The organism is Novosphingobium anseongense, from assembly GCF_037482895.1.
In the GTDB taxonomy this organism is placed as follows: Bacteria; Pseudomonadota; Alphaproteobacteria; order Sphingomonadales; family Sphingomonadaceae; genus Novosphingobium; species Novosphingobium anseongense.
Genome location: NZ_JBBHJZ010000002.1, coordinates 722,175 through 739,738 on the forward strand (window position 1 = coordinate 722,175; position 17,564 = coordinate 739,738).

A 17,564-nucleotide genomic window follows, 5' to 3' on the forward strand; every position below is an offset into this window, starting at 1 on the left:
CTTGGAGAGTGACGCATCGTCCCCGCCGCGCGTGGCGATCCTCGACGCGACGATCGGGCTCTTGCGGGAGGAAGGCTATGCCGCGGTCTCGTCGCGCCGCATCGCCACGCGCGCCGGGCTCAAGTCGAAGCTGGTCCATTACTACTTCCGCAACATGGACGAGCTGTTCCTCGCGGTGTTCAAGCGCATCGAGGACGAACACTTCGCCCAGCTCACCCAGGTCCTCGCCCAGCGCAAACCGCTGCGCGCGCTGTGGCGGCTCTCGATGGATTCGACCAACACGGCGATGGTGCTCGAACTCAACGCGCTGGCGACGCACCGCAAGGTTCTGCGCGCCGAGATCGCTCGCGCGAGCAAGCGCCTGCGCCTGCTCCAGTCCGCCGTGATCGAGCGCGCGGTCGCCGAGTCCGGCGGTGGCGCGGCGCCGCTGCCGCCGATGATCCTCTCGGTCCTCGCGCTCGCGGTGTCGCGATTGCTGGCCATGGATTCGGTGCTCGGCGTCGATTGCGGGCACGAGGAGACGCTCGGCTGGATCGAGGCGCTGATCGCCCATGTCGAGGACGGCGCGCCGCTCCCCGCCTGAACCCCCAGCCTGAGCCCCGGCCTGAGCCCCCAGCCTGAGCCCCCGGCCTGAGCCATTGACAGCGAAGGTCCCGTCCGACAGATTTAGGCGACTGCACAAAACAAGGCGGAAGAGGATCAGCGATGGCGGGACTTTCGGGCAAGAGGGTGCTGGTGACGGGGGCGAGCGGCCTCGTCGCCTTTCCGGTGGCTACAGAACTGGCCAAGGCAAACGAGGTCCATGCGCTCGCGCGCTGGTCCGACCCCGAACAGAAGCGCAAGATGGAAGCCACGGGCGCGCGGGCGGTCACGTTCGATCTCGCGAACCCGGATCTGTCTTCGCTGCCGGACGTGGACGTGGTGATCAACTACGCCGTGCTGCCCCAGCAGTACCCGCAGTCCTACGAAGTGAATACGGCTGCGACGGGGCGTCTTGCGCGCCGCTATCGCGATGCCCAGGCCTTCGTTCACGGCGGCACAGGGTCGGCCTACGAATACCAGGGCGAGCGGGCGCTGCGCGAGGACGATCCCTACGGCCTCCACGCCTCGATCGAGAACTACGCGGCGAGCAAGATCGCGTCGGAATTCCTGCTCAAGCATGTGAGCGAGGACTACGGCCTGCCGGTCACCATCGTGCGCATCTTCTCGTTCTACGGGCCGCGGGGAGGTGCGATCACCCAGCGGATCGACCAGGTCGCCGCGGGCCAGCCGGTGAGCGTCTATCCGGGGGTGCGGAACGTCTACACCCCGCTCTACGAGGACGACTACGTCGAGAAGACGATCGCCGCCGCGGGCATCGCCAAGGTCGGCGCCGAAGTGGTCAATGTCGGCGGTACCGAGCCGGTGACGATCCAGGACTATTGCAGGATCGCCGGCGATATTCTCGGCAAGGAGCCGATCTTCGTCGAGAACAGCAAGGCCTGGCCGATCTGGGGCGACACGACGAAGATGGTTTCGCTGCTCGGGCCGAACAAGGTTTCGGTGGGCGAAGGCGTACGGCGGGTGATCGAGAGCCGGCGCGAGCGGCTTTCCGGCGCGCATCATGTGGTCGGGGAGCCGACGGAATGACAGATCTCGAACGCCTGATCGAACTCGAGGCGATCCGCGACATGAAGGCGCGGCGCGATCATGCGGTCGACCGCAAGGACTGGGACACCTATGCCGCGCTGCACAGCGACGACTATGTCGCGATGTCGATCGGCGCCGAGCCGATCGTCGGCGGCAAGGCCGCGGCGGCGCAACTCGCGGTGCAGATGGCCGGGGTGACTACGGTCCACCATTGCCACACGCCGGTGATCGAGTTCCAGGATAGCCACAACGCCACCGGCGTCTGGGCGATGGAAGACAACCTCTTCTGGTACCGCAACGGCGAGAAGCAGTGGCTGCGCGGTTTCGGATTCTACCACGAGACCTACCGCAAGGAGGCCGACGGCGCTTGGCGCTTCACCTATCGAAAGCTCGAACGCACCCACGCGGAGACTTCGCCGGGCGCCAGCGCGATCGCGGCGGACTTTTCGGGCGAGAACACCATCATCGGCATCGGCTGATCAGGGAGACACTGCATGACTAGATTGACCGGAAAGGTCGCCGTGGTCACGGGCGCGAGCCAGGGGATCGGCCTCGCCATTGTCCAGGCCTTCGTGCGCGAGGGCGCGGCCGTGGTGATGTCGGCGCGGCGTGGCGAGGTCCTCGAGGAGGAGGCGAGGAAGCTGACCGACAGCGGCGCGCAGGTCCTGGCAATCACCGCCGATGTCGCCAGCCGCGACGATGCCAGTCGCACGATCGCCGCGGCGGTCGAGCGCTTCGGGCGGCTCGATGTGTTGGTCAACAATGCCCAGACCACGCGCCAGGCCGGGGTCGAGTCCATCACCGACGAGGCAATCGCGCTGACCTTCGGGTCGGGCCTGTTCGGCACGCTCTACCACATGCAGGCGGCCTTCCCGCACCTCAAGGAACGCGGCGGTTCGGTGATCAACTTCGGCACGCGACAGGGCATCTACGGCGAGCCCGGCGACGGCATCTACGGCGCCAACAAGGAAGGCGTGCGCGCGCTGTCGCGCTCGGCCGCGCGCGAGTGGGGCCAGTTCGGGATCCGCATCAACGTGATCAATCCGGCGGGTCTGAGCCCGGCGGCCGCACGCTTCTTCGAAGAAAACCCCGAGCGTGGGCAGAAATACATGGACGACATTTCGCTGCGCCGCTTCGGCGATCTCGATACCGACATCGCGCCGGTGGCGGTATTCCTGGCTAGCGAGGACAGCCGCTATGTCACCGGCCAGACGATCAACGCCGACGGCGGCCAGGTCATGCTCTGAGGCCTTCTCCACATCGGTGTGATCGGAAACGTCACACCGATGTGAAAATGAGAATGACTCGCAATAGATATAAGGCTATTGGCGCTCCCGAATCAGGGAGCAAATCGTGAAGCATATTCTTCGTAAGTCTGTTGGAATCATCGGAATTCTGGCCGGATCGCTGCAGGCCGGGGCCGCCTGGGCGGACGAAGCCAGCGAGGCCGAAGACCAGGCGCGTGGCGCTGACATCGTCGTTCTGGGCAAGAGTTATGGCGAAGAGGTCGGCAAGACCGTCACGCCGCTCAAGGACATTCCGAACACGGTCACCTTGATCGACCGCGAGCAGATCGAAGCGCAGAACCTGTTCACGCTCGAAGACGCGCTGACGGCGACGACGGGGATCACCGTCACCGGCGTCGGCAGCGAAGGCGCCACGTTCATGTCGCGCGGCTTTGCGATCAGCAACTACCTCGTCGACGGCACGCCGACGCTGTCGTTCGACTTCCCTGCGGTCGTCCCCGACCTGTTCTTCTACGAGCGGCTCGAAGTGCTGCGCGGCCCGGCCGGCCTGTTCAGCGGTTCGGGCAATCCCGCGGGCTCGATCAACATCGTGCGCAAGCGTCCGCTCGACGAACTCAAGGTACAGGGCGCGATCGGTTACGGCAGCTACGATAACCTGCGTTCGGAGATCGACGTCTCGGTTCCCCTGAGCGACGGCGTGGCCGTGCGCGCGGGCGTCATGGCGCAGGATCAGGACCAGTTCTACGACATTGCGCATCGCAACCGGATCGGCGCCTTCGGCGTCGGCAAGATCGACATCGGCGATCGCACGACCTTCACCTTCGGCGCGACCTACGAGCGTTTCAGGCCCGCGATCCAGACGGGTCTGCCGGGCCTGATCGGTGGGGCGGACGGCAGCGAGGGGCAGTTGCTCGACGTCCGTCGCTCGACCTATCTGGGCGCCGACTGGAACCGCTTCCAGTCGGACACCTGGTCGTTCTTTGCCGATCTGACGCACAAGATCAGCGATCGTTGGACTCTGCGTGCCTCGACGCTGTTCACCGACGTCGATCGTATCGACGTCTATTCCTACATCGGCAGCGCACCGGTCACCGCCACCAACGGCGTCACCAGCCACATCGCCTATCGCGGCGATTCCTATGCAAAGACGCGCTCGTTCGATTTCAACGCGGTCGGCTCGTTCCCTGCCTTCGGCCGCGATCACACGCTGATCCTGGGCATGGATGTTCAGAGCATCTCCAACGAGCAGTATTTCACCCGCCTGTCGGGCTATGCGCGGATCGACGTCTACAACCCGGTCTCGCCGCTCGAGCCGCCGCTCGATCCGCGCGGGGCGCTGCCGGCCTATCCGATCCAGGGCGGACCGCTGGTCCCCGGCGGACCCAGCACGGTCACGCAGGTCTGGGGCGGGACGACGAGCGAGATCGAGCAGTACGGCATCTACGGGCAGCTGCGGTTCAATCCGGTCGCGGGCCTGACGCTGATCGGCGGTGGCCGCATGACCTGGTGGGACACCAACAGCCAGACCATCCTGCCGACCCGGCTCGCACCGACCGGCTATTCGATCGACTCGCGCTTCACCCCCTATGCGGGTATCGTCTGGGACGTCACCGGGAACTGGAATGTCTACGGCTCCTATGCCGACAGCTTCACCCCGCAGGCGGCGCCCCCCGGGCGCACGCGTCCCGACGGCAAGGCGATCGATCCGCTGCTCGGTGCGCAGTACGAGATCGGCACCAAGCTCTCGCTGATGAACGACCGCCTGCTGATCTCGCTCGCCGGCTATCAGATCGAGCAGACCAACCGCCTGTTCAACGATCCCGACATCCCCACAGTGGTGCTGCAGATCGGCAAGGTGCGCGCGCGCGGCGTCGAGTTCGAGGTCGCCGGCGAGATCCTGCCCGGCTGGCGGGTCAATGGCGGCTACAGCTATACCCACACCAAGTATCTCGAAGATGCCAATCCGATCTTCGAGGGGCTGCCGCTCACGCCGGTCATTCCCAAGCACTCGGTCAAGCTGTTCACCAACTACAAGCCTGAGACGGGCGCGCTGGCCGGCTTCAGCCTGGGCGGCGGCCTGACCTATCTGAGCGAGACCTGGGCCGGCAATCCGGCGGTGCGCAACGCCGCCGGGGTGGTCACGACCCGCTCCACGATCGTCCGCCAGAAGGGCTATGTTGTCGCCGATCTGCGCGCGGGTTACGAGTTCGACGAGGCCGTCTCGCTCTCGGTGAATGTGAACAACCTGTTCGACAAGACCTATTACGCCCGCATCGGCACCACGGGCCGCGGCAACTTCTTCGGAAGTCCGCGCACGGTCTTCGCGACCCTGCGGTTCACCTACCAATGACTTCCAGGCCAATGAGCACGAAAGCGACGAGCCCGCGGGTCGAGGCCTGGCGGCGGCGCGGGGACATGACCCTGCGCGTGATCGCCGCGGTGCCGCTCGGCTACGCCGTCGGCAGCCTCTGGGCCATGGCGCTCGCGCGGCTGCTGCCCGGTGATCGGGCCGAGGCGACGGTCACGGCGACGCTCGTCGCTTTCGCGCTTTGCGCCTTCGCCGCGATGTGGGCCTTTGCCGCGCGCAGCGGCTGGCGCGCCTTCTGGACCCTGGCGCTGCTCGGCGGCTTGGCCGGCGGCATCACCTGGCTGTCCATCGCATCGACGGGGCGTCTATGAGCAAGAGCTTCCGCCAATCGCAGTCCTTCCTGCACACCTGGTCGGGGCTGATCCTCGGCTGGGTCCTGTTCGTGATCTTCGTCGCGGGCACGATCGCCTTCTGGCGCGAGGGGCTCAACCGCTGGATGCGGCCCGAGCTCGATCGCGTAGAGGAGCCCTACGTGGTGCTCGCCGGCGCGCAGCGCTTTCTCCAGAACAAGGTGCCCGACGCCAAGTCCTGGTCGATCTCGATGCCCAGCGCGCGCTCGCCGGGTTCGCAGGTCTTCTGGCAGCCGCAGCCCAAGAAGGGCGAGGAGAAGGGGCGCCGCGGCGGTCGTCGCGGCCGCGACAACCAGGCGCTGATCGGCGCCGACGGCGTGGCCACGGTCGCGCGCGACACGCGCGGCGGCGACTTCTTCTACCGCTTCCATTTCGACCTGCACTACATGCCGATCATCTGGGCGCGCTGGCTCGTCGGCATTTCGGCCATGGCCATGCTGATCGCGCTCCTCAGCGGCATCGTCACGCACAAGAAGATCTTCAAGGACTTCTTCACCCTGCGCCGCGGCAAGGGCCAGCGCTCCTGGCTCGACGGGCACAATGCCACGGCCGTGCTGTCGCTGCCGTTCCACCTGATGATCACCTATACCGGCCTCGTCACCCTGATGGCGATGTTGATGCCCTGGGCCGTGGTCGCCAACTACACCGATCGCGAGACGATCTCCGACAAGCTGTTCCCGCATGTCGAGGAGCCCGAGCGTTCGGGCCGACCGGTGCCGCTGGCCGATCTGGCCGGGGTGGTGCGCGACGCCGAGAAGCGCCTGGGCGGCCCCGTCGGCTTCATCAGCGTGCGCGAGCCGGGCGACGCCGCGGGGCTGATCACGGTCACGCGGTCGGCCAATTCGATGCTGTCGTCGCGCGAGCCGTCGCTGGCCTATGATGCGACCGGCAAGCTCGTCTGGCAGTCGCCACCGCCGGGCGGCGCGAACGAGACCGCCGGCGCGATGATCGGCCTGCACGCGGGGCGCTATGCCGACTTCGGCCTGCGCTGGTTCTATTTCCTCTGCGGCTTGGGCGGCTGTCTGATGGTGGCGAGCGGCCTCGTGCTGTGGACGGTCAAGCGGCGCGAGAAGCTGCCCGATCCGGCGCGACCGCATTTCGGGTTCCGTCTGGTCGAATGGCTCAACGTTGCCGTGGTCGGCGGTTTCCCCTTCGGCATCGCCGCGATGCTCTGGGCTAACCGTTTGTTGCCGCTGGCCATGAAGGGCCGCGCCGAATGGGAAGTGCAAGGGCTGTTCATCGCCTGGGGCCTGGCGCTGGTCCTGGCCAGCCTGCTCAAGGCGCGGCAGGTCTGGACCGTGCTGCTCGGCGCCACGGGCGTGCTGCTGGTCGCGCTGCCGCTCTACAATGTGGTTGCGACCTCGCGCGGGTTGCCCGAGACCTTGGCGCAGGGCGACTTCGTCCTGGCCGGGGTGGACCTGGTCCTGATCCTCTTCGGCCTGGGCTTCCTCGCGACGGCGAGGCGCGTCGCGTCGCACCGGGTCGCCGAGCCGCGGCGGCGGCGCGAGGCGCCATCGCCGGCCCCGGCCGCGACGAGCGAAACCTTCGGAGAGCTGGAGCCTGCCGAATGACGCTTCTCTGCATCATCAGCGCGGTGATCGCCTTCGCGCTCTTCGGCCTGTCGACCGATACGCATCACCAGCAGAGGCTCGGCGCGCGTCCGGGGACCTTGCGCAAGCGCGCCTTCAAGCGCGGGGCCTGGGTCGCGGTGGCGGTGTGCTGCCTGTTCGCCTTTGCCGCCAAGGGCGCGATCTATGGCGCGATCTTCTGGTTGGGGGCGCTGAGCTTCGGCGCCGCCGCGACCTTCCTGTTTCTCAATCTGGCGCCCGTCGCCAAGCCAAGGAATTCGAAATGAGCTTCAAGCACATCGGTCTTTCGCTCGGTCTTCTCGTCGCGGTCCCGGCCCAGGCGCACGAGGTCTGGGTCGAACGCGACGGCGCCGGCCCGGCGCGGATCTATCTGGGCGAGCCCGAAGCGCCGCTGCCCGACGGCGGCGATCCCGAATTCGACCATCTCCAGGCGCCCAAGCTGCTGCCGGCGAGCACCGCGGCGCTGGCGCGCAAGGCGGGCTATCTCGAAGTGGCGGTGCCCGCGGGCGACGTGCGCGTCCAGGACGACAATGTCTTCAAGCCCTGGGGCCCCGAAGGCAAGAAACAGAGCGTGGTCTACTACGCCCGCGCCGGTCGCGGCGAGGCGCGCGCGATCCTGCCGCTCGAACTGGCCCCCGCGACCGCCGGCGGCGACCGCTTCGTGCTGACGCGCGACGGCAAGCCCGTCGCCGACGCCGCGATCACCGTGATCTCGCCCGACAAGTGGACGCGATCGCTCAAGACCGACGCCCAGGGCGGCGTCACCGTGCCGCTGCTCGGCAAGGGGCGCTACCTGCTCTCGGCCTCGCAGAAGGACGAGGGCAGCTTCGACACGCCGCACGGCCAGGTCGCCGTCCTGCATCGCACGACGACGACGACTTTCGTCCTCGACTGACGCGCGCGATCACCAGGGTCCGATGTCCAGCGCCCGCCGCCCCTTGGGGGTCGGCGGGCGTTTCGCCTTTCGGCTCAGGAAAGGCCGCGCACGTAGGCGTCGACCGTGCCGGCGCAGCCGATCTTGTCGTCGCCCTCGAGGTCGGCATAGCGCACGATGGTGTCGCGGATCGACGGGCTCCTGGCGCCGCAGGCGCAGGGGCTGAAGTCGATGGAGACCTTGTCGCCCGAGATCACGCCGCCCCAGCGGCCGTCGATCGAGAGGTCGAAGAAGGCCGCGCGGCCCTCGTACTCGCCCGCCACGATCGGCAGCAGGTTGTCGCCGCTCTTGTCGAGGATCAGCGGCACGAGCCAGGCCGGCAGGTGGTAGCGGCCGCCCTTCTGGCACCGCGGCATGCCCGAGTGCAGTTCCTGCATCGAGTAGTTCTGATAGTTGCGCTCGGGCTGGATGTTGAAGGTCTCGTAGACGAACTCGCGATAGTCGGCCGGAAGGTTGGCGCGCTTGAGGCCGCCGCCGACGTAGATCGAGTTCTCGGAACTGAAGTCCTTGGCGCTGTAGCCCAGGTCGCGCACGGCCTTGGCGACGTTGTAGAGGCCCGACCACAGCCCGGTCAGGTGCAGCTTGTCGCCGCGCGCCGTGACGAGGGCTTCGGCAGTGACGCCGACCGCGTCTTCGACCGCTTTGGCGCGTTCGGCCGAAATGCGCTCGAACTCGGCCAGTTCCTCGGGCCGGATCGTGCCGTCGGCGATCTTCTTGCGCGCCACCACCATCTGCGTGAGGCTGCCGACGGTGATCGGCGGCACCGGATAAGCGAACCGTTCCGAATTCGGATCCTGCAGCGTTGCGACATAGGCCTCGCCGGTGGCGGCGTTGCGCGGGACGCTGGCGACGGGTGCCAGTCCGAAAATGCGGCGGCTGTGATCGAGCGGGACGCCCGAACCCCAGGTATAGGCCTGCGGCGCCTCGCGCTTGCACCATTCCATGTCGGCGTCCGACGCCACGAGCATGGCCGACTTGCCGGTGGTGCCCGACGAACAGGACACGTTGTGGCCGCCTGCCTGCAGCGTTTCGACCCAGTGATCGACGTCGCGGATCGTGCTCGCGTCGATCGCCGGCACCCGATGGGTCGAGACCGAATCGAGCCATTTCGAGAGCTTGTCCCACTTGCCTTCCATCAGGAAGCTTTCGGGATAGGACTTGTAAGCCGTGTGCGGCAGCAGCAGCGGCACGGCGTCCTCGAGGCTGCGGATCTCGGTGATCCCGGCCTCTTCGGCGCGATGCCGAAGGAGCTTGATCTTGCCCATGCGGTCCTGGAAGCGCGCGTTCATCGCCGCGATCTGCGCCTCGCGCAGGTCGGCGGCGGCGTAGTCGTACCGATCGGGGGATTCGACCAGACCGGTCAGCCGCTCGATTGCCCCAGTTTCCATCGTCGTCGCCATGCTTCCGCTCCCATTGTCGCCACTCGAATAATGGCAACTTCATCGTTTCATTATACGATGCACGGGCAAAAGCAAGAACGATCGCGGCCGGTCCGTCCGAGCGCGTGAAGGAACTTGGCTCTTAACGGCCCATGCCCCCGGCGGTAGGGAGGCTGACTTCTGGCTGGGGCGGACCGCGCATGACGATGTTCTCGAAGATGATGGCGGCGCTCGGCGTGGCAGTGCTGGCGACGGCGCCCGCCTATGGCACGGGTTTCGACGTGACCGCGATCGGCGTGCGCGGTGGGCTCGACGACGGTAACCTTTCCGCCTGGATGATCGCGGCGCAGGGACAGTCCAAGGCAGTGATGTGCGACGCCGGCACCCTGGTGAACGGGATCGACATCGCGCGGCGACGCGGCACCCTCAAGCGATCGCGCGAGACGATCCTGCACGACGACATCGTCGGCTACCTGATCAGCCATCCGCATCTCGACCATGTCGCCGGCATGCTGATCGCCTCGCCGGAAGACAGCGCCAAGTCCGTCTATGCGCTGCCCTCGGTCGGCAGCGTCCTGCTCGACAGCTATTTCAACGGCAAGGCCTGGGCGAACTTCACCGATCGCGGCCAGGCGCCGATCGGCAAATACAAGCTTGTCGACCTGGCGCCGGGAAAGCCGGTGCCGCTCGCCGGAACGGCTATGACCGTCACCGCCTACCCGCTCGCGCACGGTGGAATGGAATCGACCGCCTTCCTCGTCGAATCGCAGCAGGACGCGATCCTGTGTCTCGGTGACACCGGTGCCGATGCGGTCGAAGGCGCGTCGCGTCTGGCCGAGCTGTGGCGCGCGGTCGGCCCGCTGATCGCCGCGCGGCGCCTGAAGGCGATCATCATCGAGGTGTCCTATCCCAGCGAACGCCCGCGCAACCTGCTGTTCGGCCATCTGACCCCGGCGCTGCTTTTCGATGAGCTCGCGCAGCTCGAGGCGGCGGCGGGCGGCAAGGGATCGCTCAAGGGACTCCCGCTGATCGTGAGCCATATCAAGCCGGCCGGCTCAGGTGAGGATCCGCGCGACCTGATCGCCCGGCAACTCACGGCCGCCAACCGTCTCGGCCTGAACCTCATCATTCCCAGCCAGGGGCAGCGCTGGACCTTCCGCTAGGCCATGGCCGCCTTGGCCGCATCCTTGATCCAATCGCCGCTGTCCTTCGCCTGCTCGTAAATGTCGAGGTGGCGGATCTTGCCTTCCGGGGTGAAGCGATAGACCGCGATCACGTTCTTTCGGATGAACTGGTCACCGCGCTGGTGGCGCTCCTCGATCTCCTGAAACACGGCGTCGCCCACTTCGGTGATGTGGAACTGGGTGAACTCGAACTGCGTGCCCCCGCGCGCCCAGCCGGTGAGGAATTCGGTATAGGCCGACCAGTCGAGCTCTTCGAGATAGGCGCCGACCCGCTTGAACTCTTCGACCGCGACGAATTCCGCGACGGGAGCATAGTCGGCCGCCGAGGTGACCCCGGTCGCCAGAACCGCGCCCTGCGCCGCGGTGAAGCGGTTGACGACCTGCGTCAGCGGGCCCAGCTCGTGGTTGGTCGCGGTGGCAGTTACGATCTGCGTCATGGTCTCTCCCCTGTATGTGTCGACGTGTGTTTCGGCATGGGTTCGGTCTCGCCCACCCAGCCATCGAGCACCGAATGGTAATGGGCCAGGCGCACTTCCTGCCGGGTCAGCGCCATGTGATCGAGGCCCGCATTGCGCAGACCGCGCTGTTGGCGCTGCATCATCTCCCAGTCCTGCTCGAGCGCCAGGAAGTAGGGGACGTGTTCGCCCTCCGGGACTTCGCGAAGAGGTTCGCGCTTGGCGGCGCGTTCATCGGGCGGCAGCCACATCAGGTTCTGCACCAGCCAGTGGCAGCGGCCGGGATCGCCGTCGGGGTGCGGCGTGGACAGGATCACCGTCGCCTCGCCCGCGCGGATCGTCATGAACAGGTTGGGGAAGACCAGGTGGAAGTGGTTGTCGCTCATCTGCGTGTCGGTGAGATCCGACACGTCCAGTCCCTTGGCCTCGAGCGTCTCGCGCGTTGCCTGCTGTAGCAATAGTCGGCCGGTGACGCCTGCGGGGAAGCTGAGCACGCCCGCGCCGTCGCGATGGCCGTCGAGCAACAGCTCGAAGCGCGGCAGCACTTCGATGACGCCGGGGAAGGTCGCAGGCAGGCCGCGGATCGATTCGGCCTGACTTTCGGGCCCGAAAGCCTCCAGGTTCGCCGCGCCGAAGGGGCCCGTGGCGACACTGTGATCGCCGAAGAAGCCATAGCGTTCCTGGGATTCGTCCATCGCCGCGACCAGTTCGGGGTGGACCGCCTGGATGTGGTAGCCCTCCTGAAAGGCATCCATCACGACCTTCCAGTTGCACTCGAGCGCTTCGCGCACGTTGAGGCCGGCGGGGATCATCTCCTCGAGCCGGTAGGGCGCAAGAAGATCGGCGATCTCGCCGAGGAATTCGCGCAGCGGTGCGGCCGCGCGGTCGGGATTGAGAAAGACGAAGCCGGCGAAGCACTCGATCGGTACCTCGACCAGGCCCAACTCGTCCTTGCAACCGACGAAATCTTCGAGGCTGCCGGCGAAATCCGGCTTGGCGACCGCGAGCAGCTTGCCGTCGAGCCCATAGGACCAGTTGTGATAAGGGCAGGTGAAGCGTGCGGACCGGCCTTTCCCTTCGCAGAGGGCATTGCCGCGATGGCGGCAGGCGTTGACGAAGCCGCGGATCCGGTCATCGCGTCCGCGCACGATCAGGAAGGACTGGTCGAACAGGCGGTACTCCATCCAGTCGCCCGCCTCGGGGATGTCGTCGGCGCGCCCCGCCGCTTGCCAGACCCGCATCCACAGCCGCTCGCGTTCGCGGCGATGATGGTCGGCCTCATGATAGCGCGCGGTCGAGACGCGCATGGCGAAAGCGGCGAAATCCATCTCCGTGATCAGCGGGCCTTGGTCGATCACCGCGCCGGGTCTCGTCGTCATCGTCGCTCTCCTCTCGCCACAGGGCTATCGCGCCGACTGAGTCGATTCAATAATAAATATCATGGGTCATTCTTATTTATGCTTGACCCTCTGCCGCTGTCGCAGCAGGACGGAGCCATGAAGGTCGAAAGCGACACGCCGCTGTTCACCGGCAAGCCGGCGAAAGCTCGCCGCGAAGGCGGGCGGGGGCCAGGCAGGCCCTCGCGCGCGCGGACCGAGGCGCGGAACCGCGAACTGCTCGACCACGCGCTCGATCTGTTCCTCGAGCGCGGCTTCGCAGGCACGACGATCGAGGCGATCATCGACGACCTCGGCATGGCACGGCGGACTGTCTATGCGCGCTACGGCGACAAGATCACGCTGTTCAAGGCCGCGTTGCAGCGGGCGATCGATGATTGGGTGGTGCCCGAAGAACAGCTACGCGCGGCCGAGACCGACGATTTCCCGGAGACGATGCTCGGTGTTGCGCGGCTGATGGTCGGCCATGCGACGAGCGCGTCGGGCATGCGCCTGACCCGGATCGCGCATGCCGAAGTCATCCGCATGCCCGAGATCGGCACCTATCTGTCCGAACGGACCGAGCGGCGGGCAATGGCCTATCTGGTCGCGCTGTTTCGGCGTCGACTGGCTTTGGCGAATCCCGAGGACGCCGCGAAGGCGTTCATGCTGCTGGTGGTGGACGGCGCCTTCCAGGCGCGGGTCTGGCACGGATCCGACGATGCCGAGATCGAACGGCAGATCGCCTACCGAACCAAGCTGTTCCTGAACGGGGTGAGCTAGCCCCCTGCCGAGTGGGATGGGGCCGAGATCGAATCTCGCTTGGCTGCCATGTCGCGTCGATGTTGCAAGGCGCCGTCGGCGAGCCGCGAAAACCGCGTGAAATGCCGGAAATCGTCCGTGAGCGCCGGCCAGCGACAGTCTCTGCCCTGGTTCGCTACGATACTGAAAATAAGGGAGAAGCTGGATGCCCCGCGAGGATTCGAACCTCGATAGACGGAATCAGAATCCGTAGTCTTACCATTAGACGACGGGGCAACAGGCGGGTGCCTCTAAGCATGTCCGGCAGCCGCGTCAAGCGGTCCTCTTGCCCCTTTGCCGCACTGCGGCTAGCATCGTGTCAGGTACCCGTCGCAATCGGCGGGAAAACGATAACGAGTGCTTAGACTATGGCGGAACAGTTTCCGCCGGCAAGACGCACAGGGGTTACGGGCGACAGGGACGCGACGACGAACGAGCGCAATGCCGACGTTCGCAATTGCGCGCCCTCGACGTCACCCCAGCAGCGTGCCGGCGATGGACCGTACGGGAATGATCCGCCCAGCGGACAGGCGGTTCCCGCGCAACGACAGGGCATCGGCCCGCGGCAGGCCTATGCCGCGATCGATCTCGGCACCAACAACTGCCGCCTGCTGATCGCCCGGCCTTCGGGCGAGAATTTCGTCGTCATCGATGCCTTCAGCCGCGTCGTGCGGCTGGGGGAGGGGCTCGCGCAGACCGGCCTGCTGAGCCAGGCGGCGATGGACCGCGCGCTCGCCGCGCTCCACGTCTGCGCCGACAAGCTCTGCCGCCGCTCGGTCCAGCTCGCGCGCTCGGTCGCCACCGAGGCCTGCCGCCGCGCGAGCAACGGCGAGGCTTTCATCGAACGCGTGCGCGAGGAGACGGGCATTGCGCTCGACATCATCAGCGCGCGCGAGGAGGCGCGGCTGGCGGTGCTCGGCTGCCACATCCTGCTCGAGCCGGGCGAGGGCCCGGCGATGATCTTCGACATCGGCGGCGGTTCGACCGAGCTCGTGCTGATCGACAGCACCGCGCCGGTGCCGCGCATCCTCGACTGGCAGTCGGTGCCCTGGGGCGTGGTCTCGCTGTCCGAGACCTGCGGCGCCGAAGGCGATAGCCAGGCGTCGCGCGCCGCGCGCTACGTGCGCATGCGCGAACTGGTCAGCGACAGCTTCGCGCCGTTCGCCGACCGGGCGACGCGGTTCCGCGCGCAGGACGCAGGCAACGGGCCGCTGCGGCTGCTCGGTACCAGCGGCACGGTCACCACGCTCGCCAGCCTGCATCTCGATCTGCCGCAATACGATCGTCGCGCCGTCGACGGGCTGATCGTGCCGGCCGATTCGATGCGGTCGATCTCGACACGGCTGTCCTCGATGTCGATCTTCGAGCGGCGCGAGCTGCCCTGCATCGGCCGCGAGCGCGCCGACCTGGTCGTTGCGGGTTGCGCCATCCTCGAGGCGATTCTCGACGTCTGGCCGGCCGACCGGCTCGGCGTCGCCGACCGCGGCATCCGCGAGGGCATCCTGCGCAGTCTGATCGCCGCCAACGGGCAGGGCGAGAAAATGCGCGCCGAGCTTCGCCGCACGCGGGATCTGGGCTAAGGGCCCGCCATGAGTAACCTGTCATGAGCCGATCGGGCCGCGATCCCGGCGAGCGGCTGCGCACCGCGAAGAAGCGTACGGCCAGCTCGGCGCGCTGGCTGTCGCGCCAGATCAACGATCCCTACGTCAAACAGGCGCGGGCCGACGGCTATCGCAGCCGCGCCGCCTACAAGCTGGCCGAGCTCGACGACAAGTTCGCGCTGCTCAAGGGCGTGACGCGCGCGGTCGACCTGGGCGTCGCGCCGGGCGGCTGGAGCCAGATCCTGCGCCAGCGCTGCCCCAAGGCCAAGGTCGTGGGCATCGATCTGCTGCCCACCGAGCCGCTCGAGGGCGTGACCTTGTTCCAGATGGACTTCATGGCCGACGAGGCGCCCGCGGCGCTCGAAGCGGCGCTGGAGGGCGCGCCGGACCTGGTCCTCTCGGACATGGCGGCAAACACCGTCGGCCACAAGCAGACCGACCACTTGCGCACGATGGGCCTGGTCGAGACCGCGGCGGACTTCGCCATCGCGACGCTGGCGCCCGGCGGCGCCTTCGTCGCCAAGGTCCTGGCCGGGGGCACCGATACCCAGCTGCTCGCACTGCTCAAGCAGCACTTCACTACGGTAAAGCACGCCAAGCCGCCCGCGAGTCGCAAGGATTCGTCGGAGTGGTACGTGATCGCGCAAGGCTTCAAAGGGTAGTGCCCTATCCTTCCCCCTTGATGGGGGAAGGATGCGAAGACTTGGTGAGCGCAGCGAACCTAGTCGTAGCTGGATGGGGGTGCGGGTGCCGGCAGGTGCAGTGCCCGCCGGAGACATCACCCCTACCCAAATGCAGCTAGGTCGCTACGCGACCAAGCTTCCGTATCCCTCCCCCATCGAGGGGGAGGGAAGGTGGCTGCCAATTGCTGAACTTGCCAAATCCCCAAACCAAAAAGGGCGCCCCGCTTTCACGGGACGCCCTTTCGAATTCGGCTGAGCCTGGATCAGTGCCCGGCAGGAACCGTCGACTTGTCCTGGGCCGGCGCATCGTCGGTGCCGGGGGCCGGAGCCGCCACGGCGCCGGCGGCTGCCGCGCCTTCGGCCGGAGCCGCTGCAGCGGCGGCCGGTGCGGCGTCGCCCGCAGGAGCGGTCGGCAGCGGCAGGTTCGGGCCCTGGGTGTTGAGCCAGGCGATCAGGTTGGCGCGGTCCTCGCCCTTCGACAGGCCGGCGAAGGTCATCTTCGTGCCCGGCGCGAACTTCTTGGGGTTGTGCAGCCAGTCGTTCAGATTCTTCCAGTCCCAGGTGCCGCCGTGGCCCTTGAGCGCGTCGGAGAAGGCGAAGCCGTGGCCGGTGCCGATGGTCTCGCCGACGACGCCGTGGAGATTCGGGCCGATGCCGTTCGCGCCGCCCGCATTGGCGGTGTGGCACGAGGTGCACTTCTTGAAGACGGCCTCGCCCTTGGCCGGATCGGCCTTGGCGAGCAGCGCCTCGATCGGCTCTTCGGCGTCGGCGCCGCCCTCGCTGGAGACCACGCCTTCGATCTCATAGCCCATCTTTTCGGGGCGATGGGCCTTGTCGGCCTGGAAGTAGTGGCTGCTCACGCTCGACGCGCCGAAGGCGACGATGCCTGCGAAAAGCGCCCAGCCGGCAAAGGTGTTGAAACGATCGTCCATCGAAAAAGCCCCGTGGGAAGTGCCTGTAGCGGTTTGCGCGCCGCTCTAGTCAGGCGGATGGGCGAGCGCAAGAGCCATTGCGGGATTTGACCATTGCAGGATTTTTCGGGGCTGCGTAAGCGGCCGTCACCATGCACAGCTTTCCCGAACCCGCCGTCGCCCTCGTCGACGAAATGACCCGCGCCGCCGCTGCCGATCCCGCGCGGGCCGTGTCGTTTCAGGGCGCGCCGGGCTGCAACGGCCACCGGGCCGCGCTCGAATACGATGCGCAATGCCTGCCGCTGCCGTGCTTCGCCTTCGAGGATGCGCTCGATGCGGTGAAGGATGGCCGCGCCGCACACGCGATCATCCCGATCGAGAACTCACAGCACGGCCGCGTCGCCGACATCCATTTCCTGCTGCCCGAAAGCGGGCTCTACATCGTCGGCGAGCACTTCCTGTCGATCCAGCACGCGCTGATGGGCCTGACCGACGGGCCTTTCGCCGCGGCTTACAGCCACCCGCAGGCGCTCGGCCAGTCACGCCACTATCTGCGCGAGCGCGGCATCGTGCCGATGTCCTATGCCGACACCGCCGGCGCTGCCGCCTTCGTCAAGGAGCAGGGCGACGTTGAAGCCTGCGCGATCGCGCCGGCGCTCGCGGCCGAGCTCTATGGCCTGAGGATCGTCGAGCACAATGTCGAGGATGCCGACGACAACACGACGCGGTTCGTGGTGCTGGCGCGCGCGCCGCGCGCCGCCACCTCGTTCGGTGATGCCACGGCGATGACGACTTTCGTCTTCGAGGTGAAGAACATCCCCGCCGCGCTCTACAAGGCACTCGGCGGCTTTGCCACCAATGGCGTCAACATGACCAAGCTCGAGAGCTACCAGAAGGGCGCGAGCTTCGCCGCAACGCGGTTCTTCGCCGACATCGAAGGCGCGCCCGGTGATGCCGCGATCGATCGCGCGCTCGAGGAGCTCGCTTTCCACTGCAAGGAACTGCGCGTGCTCGGCACCTATCGCCAGGGTCGCAAGCGCGGGTGATTTATCCGGGG

Annotated in this window: 18 protein-coding genes and 1 tRNA gene; 14 read left to right on the forward strand and 5 right to left on the reverse strand. The window is 67.0% G+C overall.

Going from position 1 to position 17,564, the window contains the following annotated elements:
• The first annotated feature begins 1 nt into the window (after nt 1).
• The 9 genes from WG901_RS12155 (at nt 2) to WG901_RS12195 (ending at nt 8,078) form a co-directional block, all read left to right on the forward strand.
• Nucleotides 2-583 (forward strand): TetR/AcrR family transcriptional regulator, encoded by a 582-nt coding sequence (locus tag WG901_RS12155; protein ID WP_339587333.1) that lies wholly within the window; start codon nt 2-4, stop codon nt 581-583.
• A gap of 122 nt (nt 584-705) precedes the next feature.
• Nucleotides 706-1,629 carry an NAD-dependent epimerase/dehydratase family protein gene (locus WG901_RS12160; RefSeq protein ID WP_339587334.1) on the forward strand — a complete coding sequence of 308 codons (924 nt, stop codon included), beginning with the start codon at nt 706-708 and terminating at the stop codon, nt 1,627-1,629.
• Complete coding sequence (locus WG901_RS12165) at nt 1,626-2,108, forward strand: nuclear transport factor 2 family protein (protein WP_339587335.1); 483 nt, start codon at nt 1,626-1,628, stop codon at nt 2,106-2,108. Before WG901_RS12160 ends, WG901_RS12165 begins: the two co-directional genes overlap by 4 nt.
• A 15-nt stretch (nt 2,109-2,123) precedes the next feature.
• Complete coding sequence (locus WG901_RS12170) at nt 2,124-2,876, forward strand: SDR family NAD(P)-dependent oxidoreductase (RefSeq protein ID WP_339587336.1); 753 nt, start codon at nt 2,124-2,126, stop codon at nt 2,874-2,876.
• Between the two features lie 106 nt (nt 2,877-2,982).
• Entirely contained in the window at nt 2,983-5,226 is a 2,244-nt protein-coding gene (locus tag WG901_RS12175; protein ID WP_339587337.1) for a TonB-dependent siderophore receptor, read from the forward strand.
• Nucleotides 5,227-5,237: 11 nt separating this feature from the next.
• Nucleotides 5,238-5,555: a hypothetical protein gene (locus tag WG901_RS12180; protein ID WP_339587338.1), complete on the forward strand. Its 318-nt coding sequence runs from the start codon at nt 5,238-5,240 to the stop codon at nt 5,553-5,555.
• A complete protein-coding gene (locus WG901_RS12185) occupies nt 5,552-7,165 on the forward strand; it encodes a PepSY-associated TM helix domain-containing protein (protein ID WP_339587339.1) in 1,614 nt (537 codons plus the stop codon). The genes WG901_RS12180 and WG901_RS12185 overlap by 4 nt, the downstream gene beginning before the upstream one ends.
• Nucleotides 7,162-7,449 carry a DUF3325 domain-containing protein gene (locus WG901_RS12190; RefSeq protein WP_339587340.1) on the forward strand — a complete coding sequence of 96 codons (288 nt, stop codon included), beginning with the start codon at nt 7,162-7,164 and terminating at the stop codon, nt 7,447-7,449. Before WG901_RS12185 ends, WG901_RS12190 begins: the two co-directional genes overlap by 4 nt.
• Entirely contained in the window at nt 7,446-8,078 is a 633-nt protein-coding gene (locus WG901_RS12195) for a DUF4198 domain-containing protein (RefSeq protein WP_339587341.1), read from the forward strand. The genes WG901_RS12190 and WG901_RS12195 overlap by 4 nt, the downstream gene beginning before the upstream one ends.
• Nucleotides 8,079-8,152: 74 nt before the next feature.
• On the opposite strand, the gene WG901_RS12200 is transcribed toward WG901_RS12195, so the two are convergent.
• A complete protein-coding gene (locus WG901_RS12200; protein WP_339587342.1) occupies nt 8,153-9,517 on the reverse strand; it encodes a hypothetical protein in 1,365 nt (454 codons plus the stop codon).
• Between the two features lie 179 nt (nt 9,518-9,696).
• Between WG901_RS12200 and WG901_RS12205 the strand changes: the two genes are divergently transcribed.
• Nucleotides 9,697-10,659, forward strand: a complete 963-nt coding sequence (locus tag WG901_RS12205) for a 3',5'-cyclic-nucleotide phosphodiesterase (protein ID WP_339587343.1) — start codon at nt 9,697-9,699, stop codon at nt 10,657-10,659.
• Here the strand turns inward: WG901_RS12205 and WG901_RS12210 are convergent.
• Nucleotides 10,656-11,117, reverse strand: a complete 462-nt coding sequence (locus WG901_RS12210; protein WP_339587344.1) for a hypothetical protein — start codon at nt 11,115-11,117, stop codon at nt 10,656-10,658. The two genes, WG901_RS12205 and WG901_RS12210, sit on opposite strands and share 4 nt — an antisense overlap.
• Nucleotides 11,114-12,514: an aromatic ring-hydroxylating oxygenase subunit alpha gene (locus WG901_RS12215; protein WP_339587345.1), complete on the reverse strand. Its 1,401-nt coding sequence runs from the start codon at nt 12,512-12,514 to the stop codon at nt 11,114-11,116. The genes WG901_RS12210 and WG901_RS12215 overlap by 4 nt, the downstream gene beginning before the upstream one ends.
• Nucleotides 12,515-12,631: 117 nt before the next feature.
• Here WG901_RS12215 and WG901_RS12220 point away from each other — a divergent pair, with 117 nt between their 5' ends.
• A complete protein-coding gene (locus tag WG901_RS12220; RefSeq protein WP_339587346.1) occupies nt 12,632-13,294 on the forward strand; it encodes a TetR/AcrR family transcriptional regulator in 663 nt (220 codons plus the stop codon).
• A 181-nt stretch (nt 13,295-13,475) separates the two neighbouring features.
• On the opposite strand, the gene WG901_RS12225 is transcribed toward WG901_RS12220, so the two are convergent.
• A tRNA-Gln gene (locus tag WG901_RS12225) sits at nt 13,476-13,549 on the reverse strand.
• Between the two features lie 131 nt (nt 13,550-13,680).
• Here WG901_RS12225 and WG901_RS12230 point away from each other — a divergent pair.
• Together WG901_RS12230 and WG901_RS12235 are read left to right on the forward strand one after the other, a co-directional pair.
• Nucleotides 13,681-14,892, forward strand: a complete 1,212-nt coding sequence (locus WG901_RS12230) for a Ppx/GppA phosphatase family protein (protein WP_339587347.1) — start codon at nt 13,681-13,683, stop codon at nt 14,890-14,892.
• 23 nt (nt 14,893-14,915) lie between these two features.
• Nucleotides 14,916-15,575, forward strand: a complete 660-nt coding sequence (locus tag WG901_RS12235; protein ID WP_339587348.1) for an RlmE family RNA methyltransferase — start codon at nt 14,916-14,918, stop codon at nt 15,573-15,575.
• A gap of 284 nt (nt 15,576-15,859) precedes the next feature.
• Here WG901_RS12235 and WG901_RS12240 read toward each other — a convergent pair whose 3' ends face one another.
• Nucleotides 15,860-16,528, reverse strand: coding sequence for a c-type cytochrome (locus WG901_RS12240; RefSeq protein WP_339587349.1), 669 nt, complete (start codon nt 16,526-16,528; stop codon nt 15,860-15,862).
• Nucleotides 16,529-16,659: 131 nt separating this feature from the next.
• Between WG901_RS12240 and WG901_RS12245 the strand changes: the two genes are divergently transcribed.
• A complete protein-coding gene (locus WG901_RS12245) occupies nt 16,660-17,553 on the forward strand; it encodes a prephenate dehydratase (RefSeq protein ID WP_339587350.1) in 894 nt (297 codons plus the stop codon).
• The last annotated feature ends 11 nt before the right edge of the window (nt 17,554-17,564 follow it).